Genomic DNA, 17,189 nt, shown 5'->3' with positions numbered 1-17,189 from the left:
AGGAGAATAACTATGGAACTTTCTGAGATCAGAGAACAGGCTGCCAGAGCAGCTGAGGAGGTTTGCGCGGCGGCAAAGCTGCGCGTAGGTGATCTGTTCGTTGTCGGCTGCTCGTCGAGCGAGGTCTGCGGCGAAAAGATCGGTACGCATTCGAGCGTTGAGGTCGCTGAGGCTGTGTTCGAGGGCATTTACAGCGTGATCGAGAAGCACGGTCTGTTCCTCGCGGCGCAGTGCTGCGAGCACCTGAACCGTGCGCTCATCGTTGAGCGCGCAGCGGCAGAGAAGTTTGGCCTTGATGAGGTCAATGTCATCCCGCAGCCCAAGGCGGGCGGCTCGTTCGGCACGACCGCATACAAGCGCTTTGAGGAACCGGTGGCCGTCGAGAGCGTCAAGCAGTCCGCGTCCGCAGGCATGGATGTCGGCAATACGCTGATCGGCATGCACATCAAGCCGGTCGTCGTACCGCTGCGCATCGAGACGAAGAAGATCGGGGAAGCGCCGCTCGTCTGCGCACGCCGCAGACCCAAGTTCGTCGGCGGCAGCCGTGCCGTCTATAACGACGAGCTCAAGTGAGGTGCGTGTGTGAGCAAGCTGAAAGCAGTATTTTTTGATCTGGACGATACGCTCTATACGAGCTTCCAGGCCGGTGACCGCTACGCCTATGAGTGCATGGAAAAGTGGGCGCAGGAGACCTTTGGCGAGGCCGGACACGGCTTCGACGCCGCGTTTCTGACCGCAAGAAAGCAGCTCGCTGCCGAGCAGCCGGATATGCCGCCAATTCACGACCGCGTGCTGTTTGCGCAGCGTGCGCTGGAAAACATGGGTCTGAATGCCGTTCCGCATGCCCGAAAAGCAGCTGCCGTCTACTGGGATGCTGTGTTCGCGAAAATGACTGTGCGTCCGGGTGCTCCTGAGTTTATGGACGAGCTTCACGCGCATGGCATCAGGATTGCCGTCGTCACCAATATGCTTGCGGATATTCAGATGGAAAAGCTCATGCGTCTCGGCCTTTCCGAGCGCATTGACTATCTTGTAACGAGCGAGGAGGCCGGCATTGACAAGCCGCACCGCACGATCTTTGATCTCGCCATGCGCAAATGCGGCGTGCAGCCGGACGAAGCGCTCATGGTGGGCGACAACTTCACACACGATGTCTGCGGCGCGCATGAGGCCGGTATTTCCGGTATCTGGCTCAACTGGACGCACAAAGAACGCCCCGAGAGCGAGGTAAGCTGCTTCGAGGCGCACGATTTCCTCGAGGCCGCGGACCACATCCGCACGCTTTTTTAACTTAGGAGGACAGGAACAGGATGCAGCATTTTGATTACAAGCCGCATGGGGTTTGCCCGATGCGTATTTCGTTCGATCTGGAGGGTGATACCGTGCACAACGTCAGCTTTACGGGCGGCTGCAACGGCAATCTTCAGGCCATCAGCCGCGTTGTCGAGGGCATGACGGTCGATCAGATCGAGGGCTATTTCCGCGGTATTTCCTGCAACGGACGCGGTACGAGCTGCTCGGATCAGCTCGCGCAGGGCGTTCGACAGGCGCTTGAGAGCGCAAAATAAGCCGTAAAACGAGCGAAGGAACGGTTTCAGCATGAGAGACCGTTCCTTTTTCGGCTGAATTTTCAGAATGAACGGGTGAAGAACATGCAGGTACTGAAGGATGAGCTGCGGCACAGGATTCTCCTAGAGTCCGAGCATCTGTTTTTGCAGCGCGGCTATGACCGCACCTCGATGCAGATGATCGCGGACAAGGTGAATATCAGCAAGGGAAACCTGTACCACTACTTCAAAAACAAGGAGGAGCTGTTCTACGAACTGACAGATAGCGCAGCGGAAGGACTGAAAAATCTGATTCTGCGCTCGCGCAGCGGCCGCTTTTCCAATATCGCGGACTCGCGCGAGTTCCAGCTCCTGCTGCAGGAGGAAATCCTCAGTCTCCTGCTCGCCGAAAAATACGGCCTGCTGCTCATCATGGAGCAGGGCAAGGGCACGCGCTACGAGCATCTGCGTCCGACGATGGTCGCGCTCATCGCGGAACAGATCGAACCGCTGCTTGCGGACGAGGAGAACGCGCTGCTGCTCGCGCAGATCATGGCGGATAATCTCGTGGGAGGCATCATCCAGATCCTTAAAAACCGCGTAAGACCGCGTGAGGTGCGCGTGTGCATGAACCGCCTGCTCGATTATCACACAAAGGGGATACACGCACTTCGCGTCGAGTAACAGAAACCCGGAGTACGGGCACGAAAATGGCCTGTACTCCGGGTTTTTTCTGTGCACAGGGGAGTTCTAACCGGCGTCACCGCCTCATAAAGTGGCAGTGATGAGGGGGGACGATGGTGAAAGGCTTACCCGAGGAAAGAACGATAGCACTCGCACATTATATGGTCGACAGCGGCGCGACGGTGCGTCAGGCCGCTGCGCGATTCGGCGTATCGAAATCGACGGTACATAAGGATATTACCACGCGCCTCAAGCGGCAGAATGCCGTCCTGTACGCCGAGGTGCAGGCGGTGCTGCTGCGGAACAAAAGCGAGCGGCATATTCGCGGCGGCAATGCAACGAGGGATAAATACCGCGAGGAAGCGCGTAAAAGGGAGACAGCTGCTTCGTGTGCATCGCACACGCAAAACAAAACCGGCCGCCCAGAAGGGAAGCCGGTTCCGCAGATTTGAAAAGGGGCAGCTCCGCGCAGCGAAACGACCCCATATAAACAGAATAAGTATGTGTATCAGAGCATTCCAAGCTCGCGCGCGCAGGTGCTGCAAACATTCTTACCCTTAAAGTGGATAATATCCTTTGCGTTGCCGCAGAATACGCAGGACGGCTCATATTTTCTGAGCATGATGGTGTCGCCCTCGACGTAGATTTCGAGTGCGTCCTTGACGTCGATTCCCATGGTGCGGCGCAGCTCGATCGGAAGAACGATACGGCCGAGTTCATCAACCTTACGGACAATACCGGTGGATTTCATGTTAAAACACTCCTTCAATTTCATTTCATTTTCCATTTCATCTATACACGATCCGTCAAAGGATTTCGCGTCGAAAAGGGGGGACAGCATGGTATGCTGAACGTGCTGTGGGCCGCATTTCTTGCTCTCGCGTTTGTCTGCGGAGCAGTGACGGGGCGGCTGTCTGAGGTATCCGCCGCACTCACAGAAGGAGCCGCAGGTGCAGTAACGCTTGCGATCGGCATCGCCGGACTAATGTGCTTCTGGAGCGGCATTATGGAACTGATGCAGCAGAGCGGATTGACCCATATTATCGCGCGGTTCCTGATGCCGGTGCTGCGTCCGCTGTTCGGAAAAGCCTCCGAGGACAGCGAAGCGATGCAGGCGGTGAGCGCGAATGTCACGGCAAATCTGCTGGGCCTGTCGAACGCCGCCACTCCGCTCGGTCTGCGTGCCGCGTCGCGACTGCATAAATTGTCCGGCAGCGATACGGCTTCGGACGCGGTATTGACACTGATTGTGCTCAATTCGGCTTCCATTCAGCTCGTGCCGTCCACAGTTGCCGCAGTGCGGGCAGCCTGCGGGGCGCAGGAACCGTTTGACATTATGCTGCCGGTATGGGGTGCCTCCGTCGTATCGGTTGCGACAGCGCTCCTGCTGTGCAGGGCAGGCCGTGCAGTTTTTCCGTCTGAGAAGGCTGATTATCAGAAATAGCGCTGCCTGCGGTTTAAAGAAAGAAGGTTATGCCTTGCAAACCCTACAGGCGGCGGTCGTACCGTTCCTGCTTGCCTTTACAGCAATGTACGCTGTATACAGAGGAACGGCGGTATTTCCAGTTTTCATAGAAGGGGCAAAAAAAGGAATGCAGACAGCTGTCGGCATTCTGCCGACGATGATCGGCATGCTGACGGCGGTATATATGCTGCGCGCTTCCGGCGCGATCGATCTTGCGTCAGCGTGGCTGGCGCCGCTGTTCCATCTGCTCGGCATCCCGCAGGAGTGCGTTCCTCTCGCACTGCTCAAACCGATCAGCGGCGGAGGAGGACTTGCGCTCGGGAGCGAACTCATCCGTACCGCGGGTCCGGACAGCTATGTCGGCCGCGTCGCGGCAGTCATGCTCGGATCGTCGGAAACAAGCATTTATACCATCGGTCTATATGCCGGACATCTCGGACTCAAGAGGACCCGTTACGCAATTCCGGCAGCATTATGCGCGGATTTGGCAGCTTTTATGATGTCCGCAGCGCTCGCTGATAAATTATTCCCAATTTGTTAATATTATAACGCATTTAATGTCGAAAAACCATATGATTTCAGCAACTTTGTCGTTTGCAACAAAGATATATGAGGCTGATTGTGCAAAATAGATAAAAACGCACGAGAAAATATTATCACAAAAGAAAAAGACTGCTGTGCATTGTGCAAAGCAGTCTTTTTTGTTACGTAAAATTCAGTAAAATACTGTATTTACTTGACGATCTCCTTGCCGAACGGGCCGTCGTACTCGAAGAAGCCCTTGCCAGTCTTAACGCCGAGCCAGCCTGCGCGAACCATCTGGCGCATCAGCGGATGCGGACGATACTTCGGGTCGCCGGTCTCGTGGTACAGGGTCTCCATGATAGCGAGGTTAACGTCGTGGCCAACCAGGTCAGCAGTGTGAAGCGGACCGGACTTCATGCCGGCGCCGAGCTGCATAGCAACATCAACGTCAGCCGGGGAAGCGATACCGTCAGCAACGATACCCATAGCCTCGTTCATCATCGGGATCAGAATGCGGTTAACAACGAAACCCGGACCCTCGTGAACGGCAATCGGAGTCTTGCCCAGAGAAGCCATCAGATCGAACGCGGTCTGGAAGGTCTCATCCGAGGTCTGAAGTGCGCGGGTAACCTCAACCAGCTTCATGATCTGAGCCGGGTTGAAGAAGTGGCAGCCGATGAACTTGTCCGAACGGTGCGGAATGCATGCAGCCATTTCGGTTACGGACAGGGCGGAGGTGTTGGAAGCGAAGATGGTGTGCTCCGGGCAGATCTTGTCCAGATCCTCGAGCAGATCCTTCTTCAGATCCATGCGCTCCAGAATAACTTCCATGACGAAGTCAGCGTCGGCAGCGGCGTTGCGGTCTACCGTGGTCTTGAGGGCAGCAAGAAGCTCATCCTTGCGCTCCTCGGTCATCTTGCCCTTCTTTACGAGAAAGTCGTAGTCATGAGCGATGACGGTCTTGCCGCGCTCGGTGAACTCCGGCTTAATGTCGATCATGGTGACGTCATGGCCAGCGTTCAGGAAAACTTCCGTAATGCGTGCGCCCATATTGCCTGCGCCGAATACACATACTTTCATGTTATAAAACCTCTCTCTTACTCACTCATCGGTTCTTTGATTGTGATTTCTCGGAAATCAATGCAGAAGGGGAGCGGTGAAGCTCCCCTCATGCGGATGTACACAAGGGAAATTACTTGTTCTTGAATTCCTTGGCCGGCTTGTCGCGGTTCTTGTCGAGGAAGTAAGCCATGCCGTACTTCTGGTCCTCGGTAGCGAAGCACTGTGCAAAGACATTGCCCTCGAACTTCAGAGCAGAGTTCAGGTCGGTCTGCTGACCAACGTTGACAGCTTCCTTGACCAGAGAAACAGCGATCGGAGCCTGAGCAGCGATCTCCTCAGCGAGCTTTACAGCCTCGTCGAGCAGGTTCTCGAGCGGATATACGTAGTTAACCAGACCCATGTCCAGAGCGTCCTGAGCGGAGTAGTTGCCGCGTGCAGTGTAGAGCATTTCCTTAGCCTTGCCTGCGCCTACGAGGCGAGCCAGACGCTGGGTGCCGCCGCAGCCCGGGGTGATGCCCAGACCAACTTCCGGCTGACCGAAGGTTGCGTTCTCGGAAGCGAGACGGATGTCGCAGGACATAGCCAGCTCGCAGCCGCCGCCGAGGCAGAAGCCGTTGATTGCAGCGATGACCGGGCGCTTGAAGTTCTCGATCTTCCAGCAGACGCGGTTGGACTCGTTGCCGAACAGCTTGCCTTCCTCACAGGTCTTGGTAGCCATCTCGGAGATGTCTGCGCCTGCAACGAAGGAGTTGACGGTCTTGCCCTTCTTGTTGACGGTGGAAGAACCGGTCAGAACGACAGCGTAAACGTTGTCCAGATCCTTAGCCAGCTCGTCGAAAGCTTCCTCGAGCTGAGCGTACATGTCGGTGGACAGAGCGTTCATGGCCTTCATATGCTCGATCTTAACGATGGCAACATGGCCCTTTTTTTCGATTACTACGTCAGTCATTTTTAAGACTTCCTTTCAGTATATGTTCTCCAAGGCTGACCCTCGGAGATCGTCCCCATGCGGAGACGGACAAACATCCGGAGGATGTTTGAGTCAAATGAGAGCAGGAACGAGTTCCTGTTCGTAAAAACGCGGGGCGTGTACCTGCGTTTTGGCCGTAGCCCTCTAAACCTTATTCCGCCGCAGTGCGGCGATAAGATGAGAGCACACCCCGACCCAGCCGCCGTGGGCGGCGTCGTTCGGGTATCCAAAATCAGTTTCCACGGAACTGATTTTGGTATATAGGGGGCTTTTGAAGCCCCCTATAGCAAGATTTACTTGCAGAGCTCGTCGCGCTCGACGATGATAGCTTCGCCCATACCGCCGCCGATGCACATGGTAGCCAGACCGATGGTCAGGTCGCGCTTGATCATTTCGTAGATCAGGGTGGTGGTGATGCGGCAGCCTGCTGCGCCGATCGGGTGGCCCAGAGCGATTGCGCCGCCGTTTACGTTAACCTTGTCCATATCAAAGCCAAGCTCACGGTTAACAGCAGCAGCCTGTGCAGCAAATGCCTCGTTGGACTCGATCAGGTCGAGGTCAGCAACGGTCAGACCTGCGCGGGACAGAGCCTGACGGGTGGACTCGATCGGGCCTACGCCCATGATGGACGGATCGCAGCCTACAGAGCCCCAGGCACGAACCTTAGCCAGCGGCTTGAGACCGTTTGCCTTGACGAACTCCTCGGAAGCGATGATCATTGCAGCGCCTGCATCGTTGATGCCGGAAGCGTTGCCTGCGGTTACGGTGCCGCCGTCCTTCTTGAATGCCGGGCGCAGCTTGCCGAGGATCTCCAGAGTGGTGTTCGGCTTTACGTGCTCATCGGTATCGAAGATAACGGTTTCCTTCTTCTTCTTGACTTCGATCGGAACGATCTCGTCCTTGAAGCGGCCGCTAGCGATAGCGGCAGCAGCCTTCTGCTGGGAAGCGAGAGCGATCTCGTCCTGCATCTGACGGGTGATGCCGTACTTTTCAGCTACGTTTTCAGCGGTGATGCCCATGTGATACTGGTTGAATACATCAAATACGCCGTCGTATACCATCATATCGACCAGCTTCTTGTCGCCCATGCGAGCACCCCAGCGGGTATCGCGGGAGATGTACGGAGCACCGGACATAGACTCGCAGCCGCCTACCAGCATCATCTTGTTCTCGCCGGAACGGATGATCTGGGTGCCGAGGGAGATGGCACGCATGGAGGAAGCGCAAACCTTGTTCAGGGTCATAGCCGGGGTGGTGATCGGCAGACCGGACTTCAGGCAAACCTGACGTGCTACGTTCTGGCCTACGCCGCCCTGCAGTACCTGACCGAACAGAACCTCGTCGATTGCTTCCTTGTCAACGCCTGCACGCTCGATAGCTGCCTTTGCAGCAGCGGTGCCAAGCTCGGAGGAGTGTACATCGCGGAGGGTGCCGCCGTAAGTGCCGATTGCAGTACGGGCAGCGGAACAGATGTAAACGTTCATTTAGCTGTTTCTCCTTTTCTACTGATGCGGCGAAAAAACTATGCCGCCGCACGGTGATGAAAACTCGATTGATTTCTGAGTTCGTTAATATTTTATCAAACTCTTGAGCAGAATGCAAGGGCAAATATTAAATTCATATAATTCGCATGAAAATAATATATGCCGCTTGCATATCATGCACAAAATACAGACGTTATTCGATGGTCAGACCCATCAGCTCTTCGTGGAAAATGCGCTCGTCCATCAGCTTGATGGTGCCGTCTGCCTGATAAGCGATCTTCGGCTCGAACTCCATCTGGTCGAGGATCTGGGTCTGGAGGTCGATGCCCGGAGCGATCTCGATCAGGGTGATGCCTTCCGGACGCAGCTCGAATACGCAGCGCTCGGTGATGTACAGAACCGGCTGATGAACCTCGTTCGCGTAGTCGCCGGAGAAGGTGATATGCTCAACCTGCTTTACGAACTTCTTCTTCGCGCCCTCCTGCGTGATGACCAGCTTGCCGTCCTTGCACTCGGTCTTGAGGCCCTTTGCAGTAAAGGTGCCGCAGTATACGACCTTCTTTGCGTTCTGGGTGATGTCGATGAAGCCGCCTGCACCAGCCAGACGGGTGCCGAACTTGGAAACGTTCAGGTCGCCGTTCGGAGCAGTCTCAGCCAGGCCGAGGAATGCAACGTCAAGGCCGCCGCCCTGATAGAAGTCGAACTGTACGTTGTGCGGGATGATGCACATTGCGTTTGCAGCAGCGCCGAACTGAGTGCCGCCGTAGGGAACGCCTGCGATAGAACCTGCCTCAACGGTCAGGGTCATGTTGTCGGAAATGCCTTCCTCAGCTGCAACGTTAGCGATCTTCTCCGGTGCGCCGGTGCCGAGGTTGACGATAGCGTCCTTCGGCAGCTCCATAGCAGCACGGCGGGCGATGATCTTCTTAGCGTCCATCGGGATCGGCGGGATAGCGTCGACCGGAATGCGGAACTCGCCGGTCAGAGCGCCGTCATACGGCATGCCGAGGCACTGCATGTTCTCCTCTTCGGTACCTACGACGACAGAGTCAACGTAGATGCCCGGGATAGCAACGAGCTTCGGATCCAGAGAGCCGCCCTGAACGATCTTCTCGACCTGAACGATTACCTTGCCGCCGGAGTTCTTGCAGGCCTGAGCCATTGCAGTTACGTCCAGAGGACCGATCTCGCGATGTACGGTGCAGTTGCCGTACTCGTCGCAGTAGGAAGCGCGCAGGAATACAACGTTGATCGGGAAGCCCTTGTAGAGCAGGCGCTCCTGGCCTTCGATGTTGACAACCTTTACGAGGTCTTCCTTGGTAACGTCGTTGAGCTTGCCGCCGCCGTTGCGCGGGTCAGCAAAGGTCTTCAGGCCGACGTGGGTGATGGTGCCGATGTTGTGAGCGGCAATATCACGGTACATATGAGAAATGACGCCCTGCGGCAGGTTGTAAGCCTCGATCTTGTTGTTCAGAGCGAGCTCGCCCAGACGGGGAGCACGGTCCCAGTGACCGCCGATAACGCGCTTGACCATGCCTTCGTGACCGTAGTGGTCGCCGCCGGTACCGTCGCGGTGGCCCTGACCTGCTGCGAAGAACAGGGTCAGATCCTTCGGATGACCGGTCTCAAGAAAACGCTTCTCAAGAGCCTTGGACAGGGTCTCCGGGCATGCGCAGGATACGAAACCGCCGGTAGCGATGGTGTCGCCGTCCTGAACCTTGAGAGCGGCCTCCTCTGCGGAGATAATGCTTACTTTCTTCATGTTGATCTCCTCCTAAATGTTAATGCAATCCTGGCCGGGGCAGGGGGAAGGAAAACCTCCTGCGGCCAATGTTTCCGTCGTTTATCCGGCGGAATGCGACGCGGCAGCGCGGATCTCGTCGATCGCGCTCTGCATATCGTCTCTCGATGTGATAACAATGCGGTGGTCGGCTTCGATCTCCTCATAGAGGTAGGGGCAGCCGGTGCACCCGCGGATGATAAGCAGCACGTCGTAATGCGCGCCCTCCTCCGGGAGGGAGAATGAGGCGGCATCCGAAAGGGCGGAACGCACAGTGCTGTAGCATTCGCCGCGATCGTGGCGCGGATTGCAGCCGCCGCAGAACTTCACGGTGCAGTGCAGCATGCGTATGTTATCCCCTTTCATACTGTATCGCAAATACAGGCACTCACGGTTTATGGTCCATGAGTGCCTGTGAATTGCTCTGGATTACTGGATGCGAGCGATCTTCTTAGCCAGTTCCTTCTTCATTTCGAGGTTGGACTGACGGGCAATCATGATACGCTGAGCCTGCGGAGAGCCTGCGCCGTGCATGGACTCGGGCAGATAGCCGACAGCTGCGGTACCCATGGTCATGTTCTCGATCAGACGCAGCAGACGCATACGGTCCTCGGTCGGAACGGAAGCAACGCCCTTGAGGTACTTCTCGATGTAGGGCTTGAGAGCCGGGTTGCGGTAGTCAGCCTCGGACGGCTGGGTAACCATCAGGCCGCCTGCCAGATCCTGTGCCAGACGAGCGATCTCGTACGGGAAGCGGGTAACGTTCTGCTTGCAGACGTTTGCGAGCAGCAGATCGATCAGGTAGTTGCCTGCCTTGGTCTTGGTGCCCTGAGAAGAACATGCAATGCCGCAGCAGTACAGGGTCTCGTTGAGGTGAGTCATCTCGATGAGCTTGTCCTTGACGTGGGAAGCCTTTGCAGAGCCTGCCATTTCGCCAGCCAGTGCGGTAGCGCCGATCAGAACGTCGCCTACGCCGACCTTGCAGCCGCCGTAAGACTGACGGTGATAGCCTGCGAAGCGCTCTACGATCATGCCGGCAAACTTGACTTCGCCGTTGAGGAAGATGCGGTCGTTCGGAACGAATACGCGGTCGAAGATTACGAGGACCTCGTGGCCGCCGTATACTTTGTTGCCGACGTCGATGTCGTTGTACTCCTCGAGCTTGCGGGTGTCGCAGGACTGACGGCCGTAGATCAGGGTGATGCCCTCAGAATCGGTCGGTACTGCGAAGGAGATCGCGTAGTCCTCGTCGCCCTCGCGCATGGAGATGGTCGGCATGACCAGAACCTCGTGAGAGTTTACAAAGCCGGTCTGATGAGCCTTAGCGCCGGTGACGTAAACGCCGTCCGGAGTGCGCTCAACAACGTGCAGGAACAGATCCGGATCAGCCTGCTTGGACGGAGCCAGAGAGCGGTCGCCCTTGACGTCGGTCATAGCGCCGTCAACAGCAAGGTCCTCGTCCTGTACGCGGGTGAGGAACTTGAGGAAGTTCTCGTGGTACTTGGTGCCGCATGCCTCGTCGATCTCGTAGGTGGAGGAGAAAACAGCGTTCATAGCGTCCATGCCTACGCAGCGCTGGAAGCATGCTGCGGTCTTCTGGCCGAGCAGACGCTGCATCTTGACCTTCTTGATCAGGTCATCGGTAGACTGATGCATGTGGGTGAAGCGGTTGATCTTCTTGCCGGAGATGTGGGAGGTAGCGGTCATCAGATCTTCATACTGCGGATCCTCAGCCAGCTCATAGGTAGCGGCGAAGGAGTTCAGCGACGGACGGATAACCGGGTCATCAACCGGGTTCTCGATCTTCTTGCCGAACATGTAAAGGTTCAGATGCAGCTTGCGAAGAGACTCAATATACTGCTCTTTGGTCATCATAGCGTTTGGTATCCTTTCTTTTTTGGTTTTCGGTGCAGCCGCTATGGACGCACCGGACAGGAACGCAGCCTGTGAAAACAGGCCGAAAAAACGAAAATAGGGCAGGGAGGCGGGGCTCCCCGCCCTATCAGACGTTTAGTTCGCTTATTACGCCTTTAAGCTTTCGCTTAGAAGCACTCCTTGTAAACGCGCTCGCTGAGCTCGATGCTCCACGGACGGTAGGAGTTGGTGATCAGACGCTGCTGGTTAGCATCAACGGACAGAGCGAATGCCTTGACATCCTCTTCCTTGAAGCCGTACTCATGCAGCGGCTTGAGCGGCAGAACCTTCTCGAGGGTTACGTTCAGGGTGCGCAGAGCGTCGTCCTTGGAGCAGCCCAGGCAGCGAGCAACGATCTCCTTGAACTTGCCCAGCTCGCCAGCCGGCTCGTACTCGTCGTACATCTCGAGGATCTTGCCGAACAGAGCGTAGTTGGACTCGCCGTGCGGAACGTGATAGGTGCCGCCGAGCGGGAAGGACATGCCGTGTACGGTAGCGCAGCCAGCCTTCAGGAAGGCAATGCCTGCGAACAGGGAAGCGTGAACGAACTCGCCGAGGTAATCGATGCGAGCGTCCGGGCCTTCCAGAGCGATGCGGCGGAAGCCCTCGAGGATCATCTCCATAGCCTTTACGGAGAACATCTCAGAGGTAACGGTCTTGCGATGCGGAGAGAGGAAGGACTCGGTAGCGTGGATCAGAGCATCGATAGCGGATGCTGCGAACGGCTTGTACGGCAGAGTCTTGAGCAGATCCGGAACCAGGCAGACCTTGTTCGGGATGATGTCGTCGGAAACCAGACCCAGCTTGGTGTCGCCGCCGGTCAGCTTGCCGTCCTTCTCGTCCTTGACGATAGCAACGGAAATGTTGGTGACCTCGGAACCGGTGCCGCAGGTGGTCGGGATAGCGATAACTTCCTTCTCGTGTACAACAGGCTCGCGCTTGAAGTACAGCTCATGTACGGAGGACGGGCGCTTGCAGCCGAGCAGCTTGCAAAGGTCCATGATTGCGCCGCCGCCTACTGCGATTACGCGGTCGTAGGAGTCGTACGGAATTGCTTCGTACATGGTCTCGATCATAGCCTCAGACGGCTCGCCTGCGCCGAACTTCTCCTGGAATACGAAGTTGCTCTTCAGACCGAGCTTCTCCATGAACGGCTTGTAAATGAACTCGTTGGTCAGAACGACGTCGCGCTCGCCAAGCTGGAACTCCTCTGCAAATGCATCGAAAGTATCAAACTTGTAAATAGTCGGGGCGATGACGATCTCTCTCTTGTCCTTCATCAGGGACGCGCTGAAAGCATCCATAGCCATAGTTGAACATCTCCAATCAAAAATTTTATAAAAGGCCATGCGGGCTTTTTATCATAAGTCAATGCGGGGCATATACTGCTCTGTGCCTCGCCGTATCGGGAGCCCTGCTCCTGTACAGTATTATTGTAGCAAATTTGCGCCAGAACTTCAACACAAACACACAAAAAAATCATCAAAATTTAACCACGCCAACTTGTACAAAAAAGCAAGACAAAGTCCCGTATTATTAGTACGGGACTATTTTATCGTATTTTTTCGCATTTGTAAATGGGGTAATAGTGAATATTACCGAAAAGTTTTTGCAAGTATTTCCGTTTCTTTGGTGAATTCGCTGCATTTTACTGTGCGTGCGCGTTCACATGGGAATGTTTTTCAGGAAAAGAGCGGAGCGAAAAAATGTAAAAATTTTTATGAATTGGCGGAATAACGCGAGAGAAAGGCGCGGGTTCGTTCGTTTTTCGGGTTTCCGAACACATCCTGAGGGCTGCCTTCCTCCGCGATCGTGCCGCCGTCCATGAAGATAACGTGATCGGCGACGTCGCGCGCGAACTCCATTTCATGAGTAACGATGATCATGGTGGTGTGCTGGTCGGCGAGCGAGCGGATGACGCGCAGGACCTCGCCGGTCAGCTCGGGGTCGAGCGCCGAGGTCGGCTCGTCAAAGCACAGGATGTCGGGCGTCATGGCGAGCGCACGCGCGATGGCGACGCGCTGCTGCTGGCCGCCGGAGAGCTGGTGCGGATAATGGCTCATGCGGCCCTCGAGGCTCATCCGGGTAAGCAAGTCAATCGCACGGTGCTCGATCTGCTCGTGAATCTCGCGCTTGTTCTTCTTATAGTCGGGCTGCTCCTTTGCGAGCAGCAGGGGAGCGAGCATGACGTTTTCGAGTGCGGTGTACTGCGGGAACAGGTTGAAGGACTGAAAAACCATGCCGAAGTGCAGACGGCTGCGGCGGATTTCAGCGTCGCTCTTGGCGGCATGATCTGCCGCGTCGAACAGCGGCTCGCCGTTTACGATGATCTGGCCCTCGTTCGGCGTTTCGAGAAAGTTCAGACAGCGCAGGAGTGTCGTTTTGCCCGAACCGGACGAGCCGATGATGGCGAGCGCCTTGCCGCGCTCGAGCGAAAAACTGATATCCTTCAGAACCTTGGTCGAGCCAAAGTTTTTATACAGGTTCTTGACCTCAAGAATAGGCATTTCGGCGCCTCCTTACTTAAAATAGTCCATTTTCTTCTCAATCCAGCCGAACAGCAGGGTGAGAAGGCCGTTGAATACGAGGTAAAAGACCGCGGTGTAGAACAGAGGCCAGATGATGCCCTTGCTCTTGATGAACTTTTCGCCCATCCACAGCACCTCATAGACCGCGATGGTGCGCGCGAGCGCGGTATCCTTGACGAGGTTGATAAACTCGTTGCCCATCGGCGGGATGATGCGCTTGATGACCTGAAGCAGTGTGATCTTGAAGAAGATCTGTGTCTTGGTCATGCCGAGCACCTGACCGGCCTCATACTGACCGTTCGGGATGGCCTGAATGCCGCCGCGGAAAATCTCGGAGAAATAGCAGGCGTAGTTGATGACGAACGACAGCAGAGCGGCGCCGAAGCGCGGCGCCTGCATGCCCCACAGCAGCGCGGGGCCGTAAAAGATGACGATGATCTGGAGCATGAGCGGCGTGCCGCGTACCGCCCAGACGACGGTCTTGACGAGGGCGCGCAGCGGCGTGAAGCGGCTCATCGAGCCGAAGCTGATGATGAGTCCGAGCGGCAGCGCGAACACGAGCGTCAGACAGAAAAGCTGTATCGTGGTAACGAAGCCGCCCATCAGGCTTAGGGTTACGTTAGCAAACATGGTTGGTTCTTCTCTTTATCCTCTCTGAATGCAAAGGCAGAAGACGAATTGATGCCCTCTGCCTTGCGCTGATTTTTTATTTAGTTGCAGGATTACGGAGCGACGATAGCTTCCTGTACGCCGTACTTCTCTGCGAGCTTTTCAACCGTGCCGTCCTCGTAAGCGGACTTGTAGAAATCGTTGAATGCAGCGGTCAGATCGGAGTCCTTGCGGAAGCCGACAACGTAGTTTTCCGGCTCGTCGCCGTTTGCTTCGTTGAGGTCGAGCGTGTAAACGAGGTTCGGGTAGCTGGTGCCCTCGCCGATCATCGCGCCGGCCATCAGCAGGTCGATAACGCAGGCATCAGAGGTGCCGGCAGCAACTTCCATCAGGGCATCTGCCTGAGACTGTACCTCGGTAGCGGTCAGACCGAGCGCATCAGCGGCAGCAGCGCCTGCGGAACCAGCCTCAACTGCGAAGGACAGCCCCTTAACGCCGTCCAGATCCTTGGCAGCGTCCGCCTTATCGGACGGAACGACAACGACCTGTGCGTTGGTCGCATACGGGCTGGAGCAGTTCATCGAGGTCTTGACCTCGTCGGTCAGCGTCATGCCGTTCCATACAGCGTCAACGCCCTTGCCGTCAAGCTCCATGACCTTGTTGTTCCAGTTGATCTCAAGAAACTCAGCCTCAACGCCGATGCTCTCGGCAAAAGCCTTTGCCATGTCGGCGTCAAAGCCGATCCACTCGTCCGAGCCGTCTTCCTTATAATCCATCGGCGCGAAATCGGTGATGCCGACGACCAGCTTGCCCTGGCTCTTGACGTATTCCAGATCGCTGTCTGCGGAAGCGGACGTATCAGCGGCAGCGCTGCCAGAAGCGGTGTCGTCGGTCTTCGCGGTGGAGCCGCAGCCGGCGAGCATGGATACACTCAGTGCGCCTGCGGAGAGCAGCGCGAGCAGTCTCTTGGTTTTCATAGGGATATCCTCCTAAAATTCAGTGGTTAGCTTGTTTACTATTATAACACTTTACTGTGATAAATCAAGAGGGGAAATGAAAAAATTTTTTTACGGCGCAGAAAAAACGTCAGGGGAGGAGTGATGTGCATATTTTAACCGATACGGTGGCAAAACAGGACTGTTCTGGTGAAATGATGGGTATATTGTCCGGGATTGCTTGACCGAAACAGAGGAATATAGTATAATGTATGCGATTGTTAAAGAATAAACAAGGAGCGCGAAACGAAAACACGCTCCGCATCAGGAGGTCATATCAATGGATTTCGCAGCACTTTATAAAAGCAAGCTGACGACGCCCGAGGAGGCCGTCAAGGTCGTCAAGAGCGGAGACTGGGTCGATTACGGCTGGTGCACCGGCACGCCGAACGCGCTCGACAAGGCGCTCGCCGCACGCATGGACGAGCTGGAGAACGTAAACTTCCGCGGCGGCGTGCTCATGCGTCGGCCGGCGATTTTCGATGTGCCGGATGTTGCAGACAAGCTGACCTGGAACTCCTGGCATATGTCGGGCATCGAGCGCAAGGCCTGCATGGAGGGCTTCGGCTTCTACTCCGCGCTGCGCTACTCCGAGCTGCCGCGCTGGTACCGTGAGAACGTCGGCCGCATCAACGTTACCATGATCCAGGTCGCTCCGATGGATGCGCAGGGCTGGTTCAGCTTCGGTCCGCAGGCGTCCCACCTCAAGGCAGTCTGCGAGGCTTCCGATGTTGTTATCGTCGAGGTCAACAAGTATATGCCGCGCTGCCTCGGCCTGTATGAGGAAGCGATCCATGTTTCCGAGGTCGATATGATCGTCGAGAATGATGAGCCCATGCCGCAGATGGGCGGCGGCGCTGCACCGACCGCAGTCGATGAAGCGGTCGCAAAGCTGATCGTTGAGGAGATCCCGAACGGTGCGTGCCTCCAGCTGGGTATCGGCGGCATGCCGAACACCGTCGGCGCGATGATCGCAGAGTCCGACCTCAAGGATCTCGGCGTCCACACCGAGATGTACGTTGACGCTTTTGTTGACATCGCAAAGGCGGGCAAGATCAACGGCTCGAAAAAGGCCATCGACACCGGCAAGCAGGTGTTCGCGTTCGGCGCAGGCACCCAGAAGCTGTATGATTATGTGAACAACAACCCCGAGTGCATGTCCGCTCCGGTTTCCTACACCAACGATGCGCGCACCATCGCGCAGATCGACAACTTCATTTCGATCAACAACATCGTTGACGTTGACCTGTTCGGTCAGATGAATGCGGAGTCCGCAGGCATCAAGCAGATCTCCGGTGCAGGCGGCCAGCTCGACTTCGTGCTCGGCGCATACCTGTCCAAGGGCGGCAAGAGCTTCATCTGCTGCTCGTCCACCTTCAAGAAGAAGGACGGCACGCTCGAAAGCCGCATTCGCCCGACGCTTGAGACCGGTTCGGTTGTCACCGACGCCCGTCCGTGCGCACACTGGTTCGTAACCGAGTACGGCAAGGTCAACCTCAAGGGCCTGACTGCATGGCAGCGTGCGGAAGCGCTGATTTCGGTTGCGCACCCGGATTTCCGCGAACAGCTGATCAAGGACGCAGAGAAGATGCGTCTGTGGAGACGCTCCAACAAGCGATAATTCCA

19 protein-coding genes are annotated in these 17,189 nt (G+C 56.2%); 8 read left to right on the top strand and 11 right to left on the bottom strand.

The features are described 5' to 3' along the window. The first annotated feature begins 12 nt into the window (after positions 1-12). The 5 genes from H8S02_RS08925 to H8S02_RS08905 all read left to right on the top strand — a co-directional run bounded on the left by H8S02_RS08925 (position 13) and on the right by H8S02_RS08905 (position 2,683). On the top strand, positions 13-573 hold the full coding sequence (locus tag H8S02_RS08925) for a TIGR01440 family protein (RefSeq protein ID WP_186970228.1): 561 nt from the start codon (positions 13-15) through the stop codon (positions 571-573). Between the two features lie 9 nt (positions 574-582). Continuing rightward, a complete protein-coding gene (locus H8S02_RS08920; protein WP_186970227.1) occupies positions 583-1,290 on the top strand; it encodes an HAD family hydrolase in 708 nt (235 codons plus the stop codon). Positions 1,291-1,310: 20 nt separating this feature from the next. Further along, positions 1,311-1,568: a TIGR03905 family TSCPD domain-containing protein gene (locus H8S02_RS08915; protein ID WP_118685166.1), complete on the top strand. Its 258-nt coding sequence runs from the start codon at positions 1,311-1,313 to the stop codon at positions 1,566-1,568. Positions 1,569-1,652: 84 nt separating this feature from the next. Beyond that, the gene (locus H8S02_RS08910) at positions 1,653-2,231 is read left to right on the top strand and encodes a TetR/AcrR family transcriptional regulator (protein ID WP_186970226.1); all 579 of its coding nucleotides are present in this window, start codon (positions 1,653-1,655) and stop codon (positions 2,229-2,231) included. Between the two features lie 113 nt (positions 2,232-2,344). Beyond that, positions 2,345-2,683 carry a sporulation transcriptional regulator SpoIIID gene (locus H8S02_RS08905; protein ID WP_207722097.1) on the top strand — a complete coding sequence of 113 codons (339 nt, stop codon included), beginning with the start codon at positions 2,345-2,347 and terminating at the stop codon, positions 2,681-2,683. Between the two features lie 56 nt (positions 2,684-2,739). On the opposite strand, the gene H8S02_RS08900 is transcribed toward H8S02_RS08905, so the two are convergent. After that, positions 2,740-2,982, bottom strand: coding sequence for an AbrB/MazE/SpoVT family DNA-binding domain-containing protein (locus H8S02_RS08900; RefSeq protein ID WP_118685162.1), 243 nt, complete (start codon positions 2,980-2,982; stop codon positions 2,740-2,742). A gap of 93 nt (positions 2,983-3,075) precedes the next feature. On the opposite strand from H8S02_RS08900, the gene H8S02_RS08895 reads away from it, so the two are divergent. Together H8S02_RS08895 and H8S02_RS08890 are read left to right on the top strand one after the other, a co-directional pair. Then, a complete protein-coding gene (locus H8S02_RS08895; protein WP_186970225.1) occupies positions 3,076-3,675 on the top strand; it encodes a nucleoside recognition domain-containing protein in 600 nt (199 codons plus the stop codon). Between the two features lie 148 nt (positions 3,676-3,823). Beyond that, positions 3,824-4,237: a nucleoside recognition domain-containing protein gene (locus tag H8S02_RS08890; protein WP_243166470.1), complete on the top strand. Its 414-nt coding sequence runs from the start codon at positions 3,824-3,826 to the stop codon at positions 4,235-4,237. 191 nt (positions 4,238-4,428) lie between these two features. On the opposite strand, the gene H8S02_RS08885 is transcribed toward H8S02_RS08890, so the two are convergent. The 10 genes from H8S02_RS08885 to H8S02_RS08840 all read right to left on the bottom strand — a co-directional run bounded on the left by H8S02_RS08885 (position 4,429) and on the right by H8S02_RS08840 (position 15,545). Then, positions 4,429-5,301 (bottom strand): 3-hydroxyacyl-CoA dehydrogenase family protein, encoded by an 873-nt coding sequence (locus tag H8S02_RS08885; RefSeq protein WP_186970224.1) that lies wholly within the window; start codon positions 5,299-5,301, stop codon positions 4,429-4,431. Between the two features lie 112 nt (positions 5,302-5,413). Beyond that, a complete protein-coding gene (locus H8S02_RS08880) occupies positions 5,414-6,232 on the bottom strand; it encodes an enoyl-CoA hydratase-related protein (protein ID WP_118685156.1) in 819 nt (272 codons plus the stop codon). Positions 6,233-6,546: 314 nt separating this feature from the next. Next, the gene (locus H8S02_RS08875) at positions 6,547-7,737 is read right to left on the bottom strand and encodes an acetyl-CoA C-acetyltransferase (protein WP_186970223.1); all 1,191 of its coding nucleotides are present in this window, start codon (positions 7,735-7,737) and stop codon (positions 6,547-6,549) included. 193 nt (positions 7,738-7,930) lie between these two features. After that, a complete protein-coding gene (locus H8S02_RS08870) occupies positions 7,931-9,499 on the bottom strand; it encodes an acyl CoA:acetate/3-ketoacid CoA transferase (protein WP_118685154.1) in 1,569 nt (522 codons plus the stop codon). Between the two features lie 81 nt (positions 9,500-9,580). Continuing rightward, entirely contained in the window at positions 9,581-9,862 is a 282-nt protein-coding gene (locus tag H8S02_RS08865; protein WP_186970222.1) for a hypothetical protein, read from the bottom strand. 84 nt (positions 9,863-9,946) lie between these two features. After that, positions 9,947-11,392, bottom strand: a complete 1,446-nt coding sequence (locus tag H8S02_RS08860; protein WP_186970221.1) for a 4-hydroxyphenylacetate 3-hydroxylase family protein — start codon at positions 11,390-11,392, stop codon at positions 9,947-9,949. 167 nt (positions 11,393-11,559) lie between these two features. Further along, positions 11,560-12,741 carry a 4-hydroxybutyrate dehydrogenase gene (locus H8S02_RS08855; RefSeq protein ID WP_243023456.1) on the bottom strand — a complete coding sequence of 394 codons (1,182 nt, stop codon included), beginning with the start codon at positions 12,739-12,741 and terminating at the stop codon, positions 11,560-11,562. A 408-nt stretch (positions 12,742-13,149) separates the two neighbouring features. Next, positions 13,150-13,938, bottom strand: coding sequence for an amino acid ABC transporter ATP-binding protein (locus H8S02_RS08850; protein ID WP_207722096.1), 789 nt, complete (start codon positions 13,936-13,938; stop codon positions 13,150-13,152). Positions 13,939-13,950: 12 nt separating this feature from the next. After that, complete coding sequence (locus H8S02_RS08845; protein WP_118685146.1) at positions 13,951-14,589, bottom strand: amino acid ABC transporter permease; 639 nt, start codon at positions 14,587-14,589, stop codon at positions 13,951-13,953. A gap of 92 nt (positions 14,590-14,681) precedes the next feature. Then, a complete protein-coding gene (locus H8S02_RS08840) occupies positions 14,682-15,545 on the bottom strand; it encodes a transporter substrate-binding domain-containing protein (protein ID WP_186970220.1) in 864 nt (287 codons plus the stop codon). A 298-nt stretch (positions 15,546-15,843) separates the two neighbouring features. Here H8S02_RS08840 and H8S02_RS08835 point away from each other — a divergent pair, with 298 nt between their 5' ends. Continuing rightward, positions 15,844-17,184, top strand: coding sequence for a butyryl-CoA:acetate CoA-transferase (locus tag H8S02_RS08835; RefSeq protein WP_186970219.1), 1,341 nt, complete (start codon positions 15,844-15,846; stop codon positions 17,182-17,184). The last annotated feature ends 5 nt before the right edge of the window (positions 17,185-17,189 follow it).

It is taken from the genome of Agathobaculum hominis, assembly GCF_014288055.1.
GTDB classification, from domain to species: Bacteria; Bacillota; Clostridia; order Oscillospirales; family Butyricicoccaceae; genus Agathobaculum; species Agathobaculum hominis.
The sequence above is the reverse complement of the archived record's forward strand: the minus strand, read 5'-3'. Positions and strand labels throughout refer to the sequence as shown.

What these genes read in the sequence shown, in the direction of transcription:
- H8S02_RS08855 (WP_243023456.1), bottom strand. Translation starts at nt 12,741, where the DNA reads ATGGCTATGGATGCTTTCAGCGCGTCCCTGATGAAGGACAAGAGAGAG.
- H8S02_RS08895 (WP_186970225.1), top strand. Translation starts at nt 3,076, where the DNA reads ATGCTGAACGTGCTGTGGGCCGCATTTCTTGCTCTCGCGTTTGTCTGC.
- H8S02_RS08875 (WP_186970223.1), bottom strand. Translation starts at nt 7,737, where the DNA reads ATGAACGTTTACATCTGTTCCGCTGCCCGTACTGCAATCGGCACTTAC.
- H8S02_RS08840 (WP_186970220.1), bottom strand. Translation starts at nt 15,545, where the DNA reads ATGAAAACCAAGAGACTGCTCGCGCTGCTCTCCGCAGGCGCACTGAGT.
- H8S02_RS08870 (WP_118685154.1), bottom strand. Translation starts at nt 9,499, where the DNA reads ATGAAGAAAGTAAGCATTATCTCCGCAGAGGAGGCCGCTCTCAAGGTT.
- H8S02_RS08835 (WP_186970219.1), top strand. Translation starts at nt 15,844, where the DNA reads ATGGATTTCGCAGCACTTTATAAAAGCAAGCTGACGACGCCCGAGGAG.
- H8S02_RS08900 (WP_118685162.1), bottom strand. Translation starts at nt 2,982, where the DNA reads ATGAAATCCACCGGTATTGTCCGTAAGGTTGATGAACTCGGCCGTATC.
- H8S02_RS08885 (WP_186970224.1), bottom strand. Translation starts at nt 5,301, where the DNA reads ATGAAAGTATGTGTATTCGGCGCAGGCAATATGGGCGCACGCATTACG.
- H8S02_RS08925 (WP_186970228.1), top strand. Translation starts at nt 13, where the DNA reads ATGGAACTTTCTGAGATCAGAGAACAGGCTGCCAGAGCAGCTGAGGAG.
- H8S02_RS08910 (WP_186970226.1), top strand. Translation starts at nt 1,653, where the DNA reads ATGCAGGTACTGAAGGATGAGCTGCGGCACAGGATTCTCCTAGAGTCC.
- H8S02_RS08915 (WP_118685166.1), top strand. Translation starts at nt 1,311, where the DNA reads ATGCAGCATTTTGATTACAAGCCGCATGGGGTTTGCCCGATGCGTATT.
- H8S02_RS08880 (WP_118685156.1), bottom strand. Translation starts at nt 6,232, where the DNA reads ATGACTGACGTAGTAATCGAAAAAAAGGGCCATGTTGCCATCGTTAAG.
- H8S02_RS08850 (WP_207722096.1), bottom strand. Translation starts at nt 13,938, where the DNA reads ATGCCTATTCTTGAGGTCAAGAACCTGTATAAAAACTTTGGCTCGACC.
- H8S02_RS08865 (WP_186970222.1), bottom strand. Translation starts at nt 9,862, where the DNA reads ATGCTGCACTGCACCGTGAAGTTCTGCGGCGGCTGCAATCCGCGCCAC.
- H8S02_RS08890 (WP_243166470.1), top strand. Translation starts at nt 3,824, where the DNA reads ATGCAGACAGCTGTCGGCATTCTGCCGACGATGATCGGCATGCTGACG.
- H8S02_RS08860 (WP_186970221.1), bottom strand. Translation starts at nt 11,392, where the DNA reads ATGATGACCAAAGAGCAGTATATTGAGTCTCTTCGCAAGCTGCATCTG.
- H8S02_RS08905 (WP_207722097.1), top strand. Translation starts at nt 2,345, where the DNA reads ATGGTGAAAGGCTTACCCGAGGAAAGAACGATAGCACTCGCACATTAT.
- H8S02_RS08845 (WP_118685146.1), bottom strand. Translation starts at nt 14,589, where the DNA reads ATGTTTGCTAACGTAACCCTAAGCCTGATGGGCGGCTTCGTTACCACG.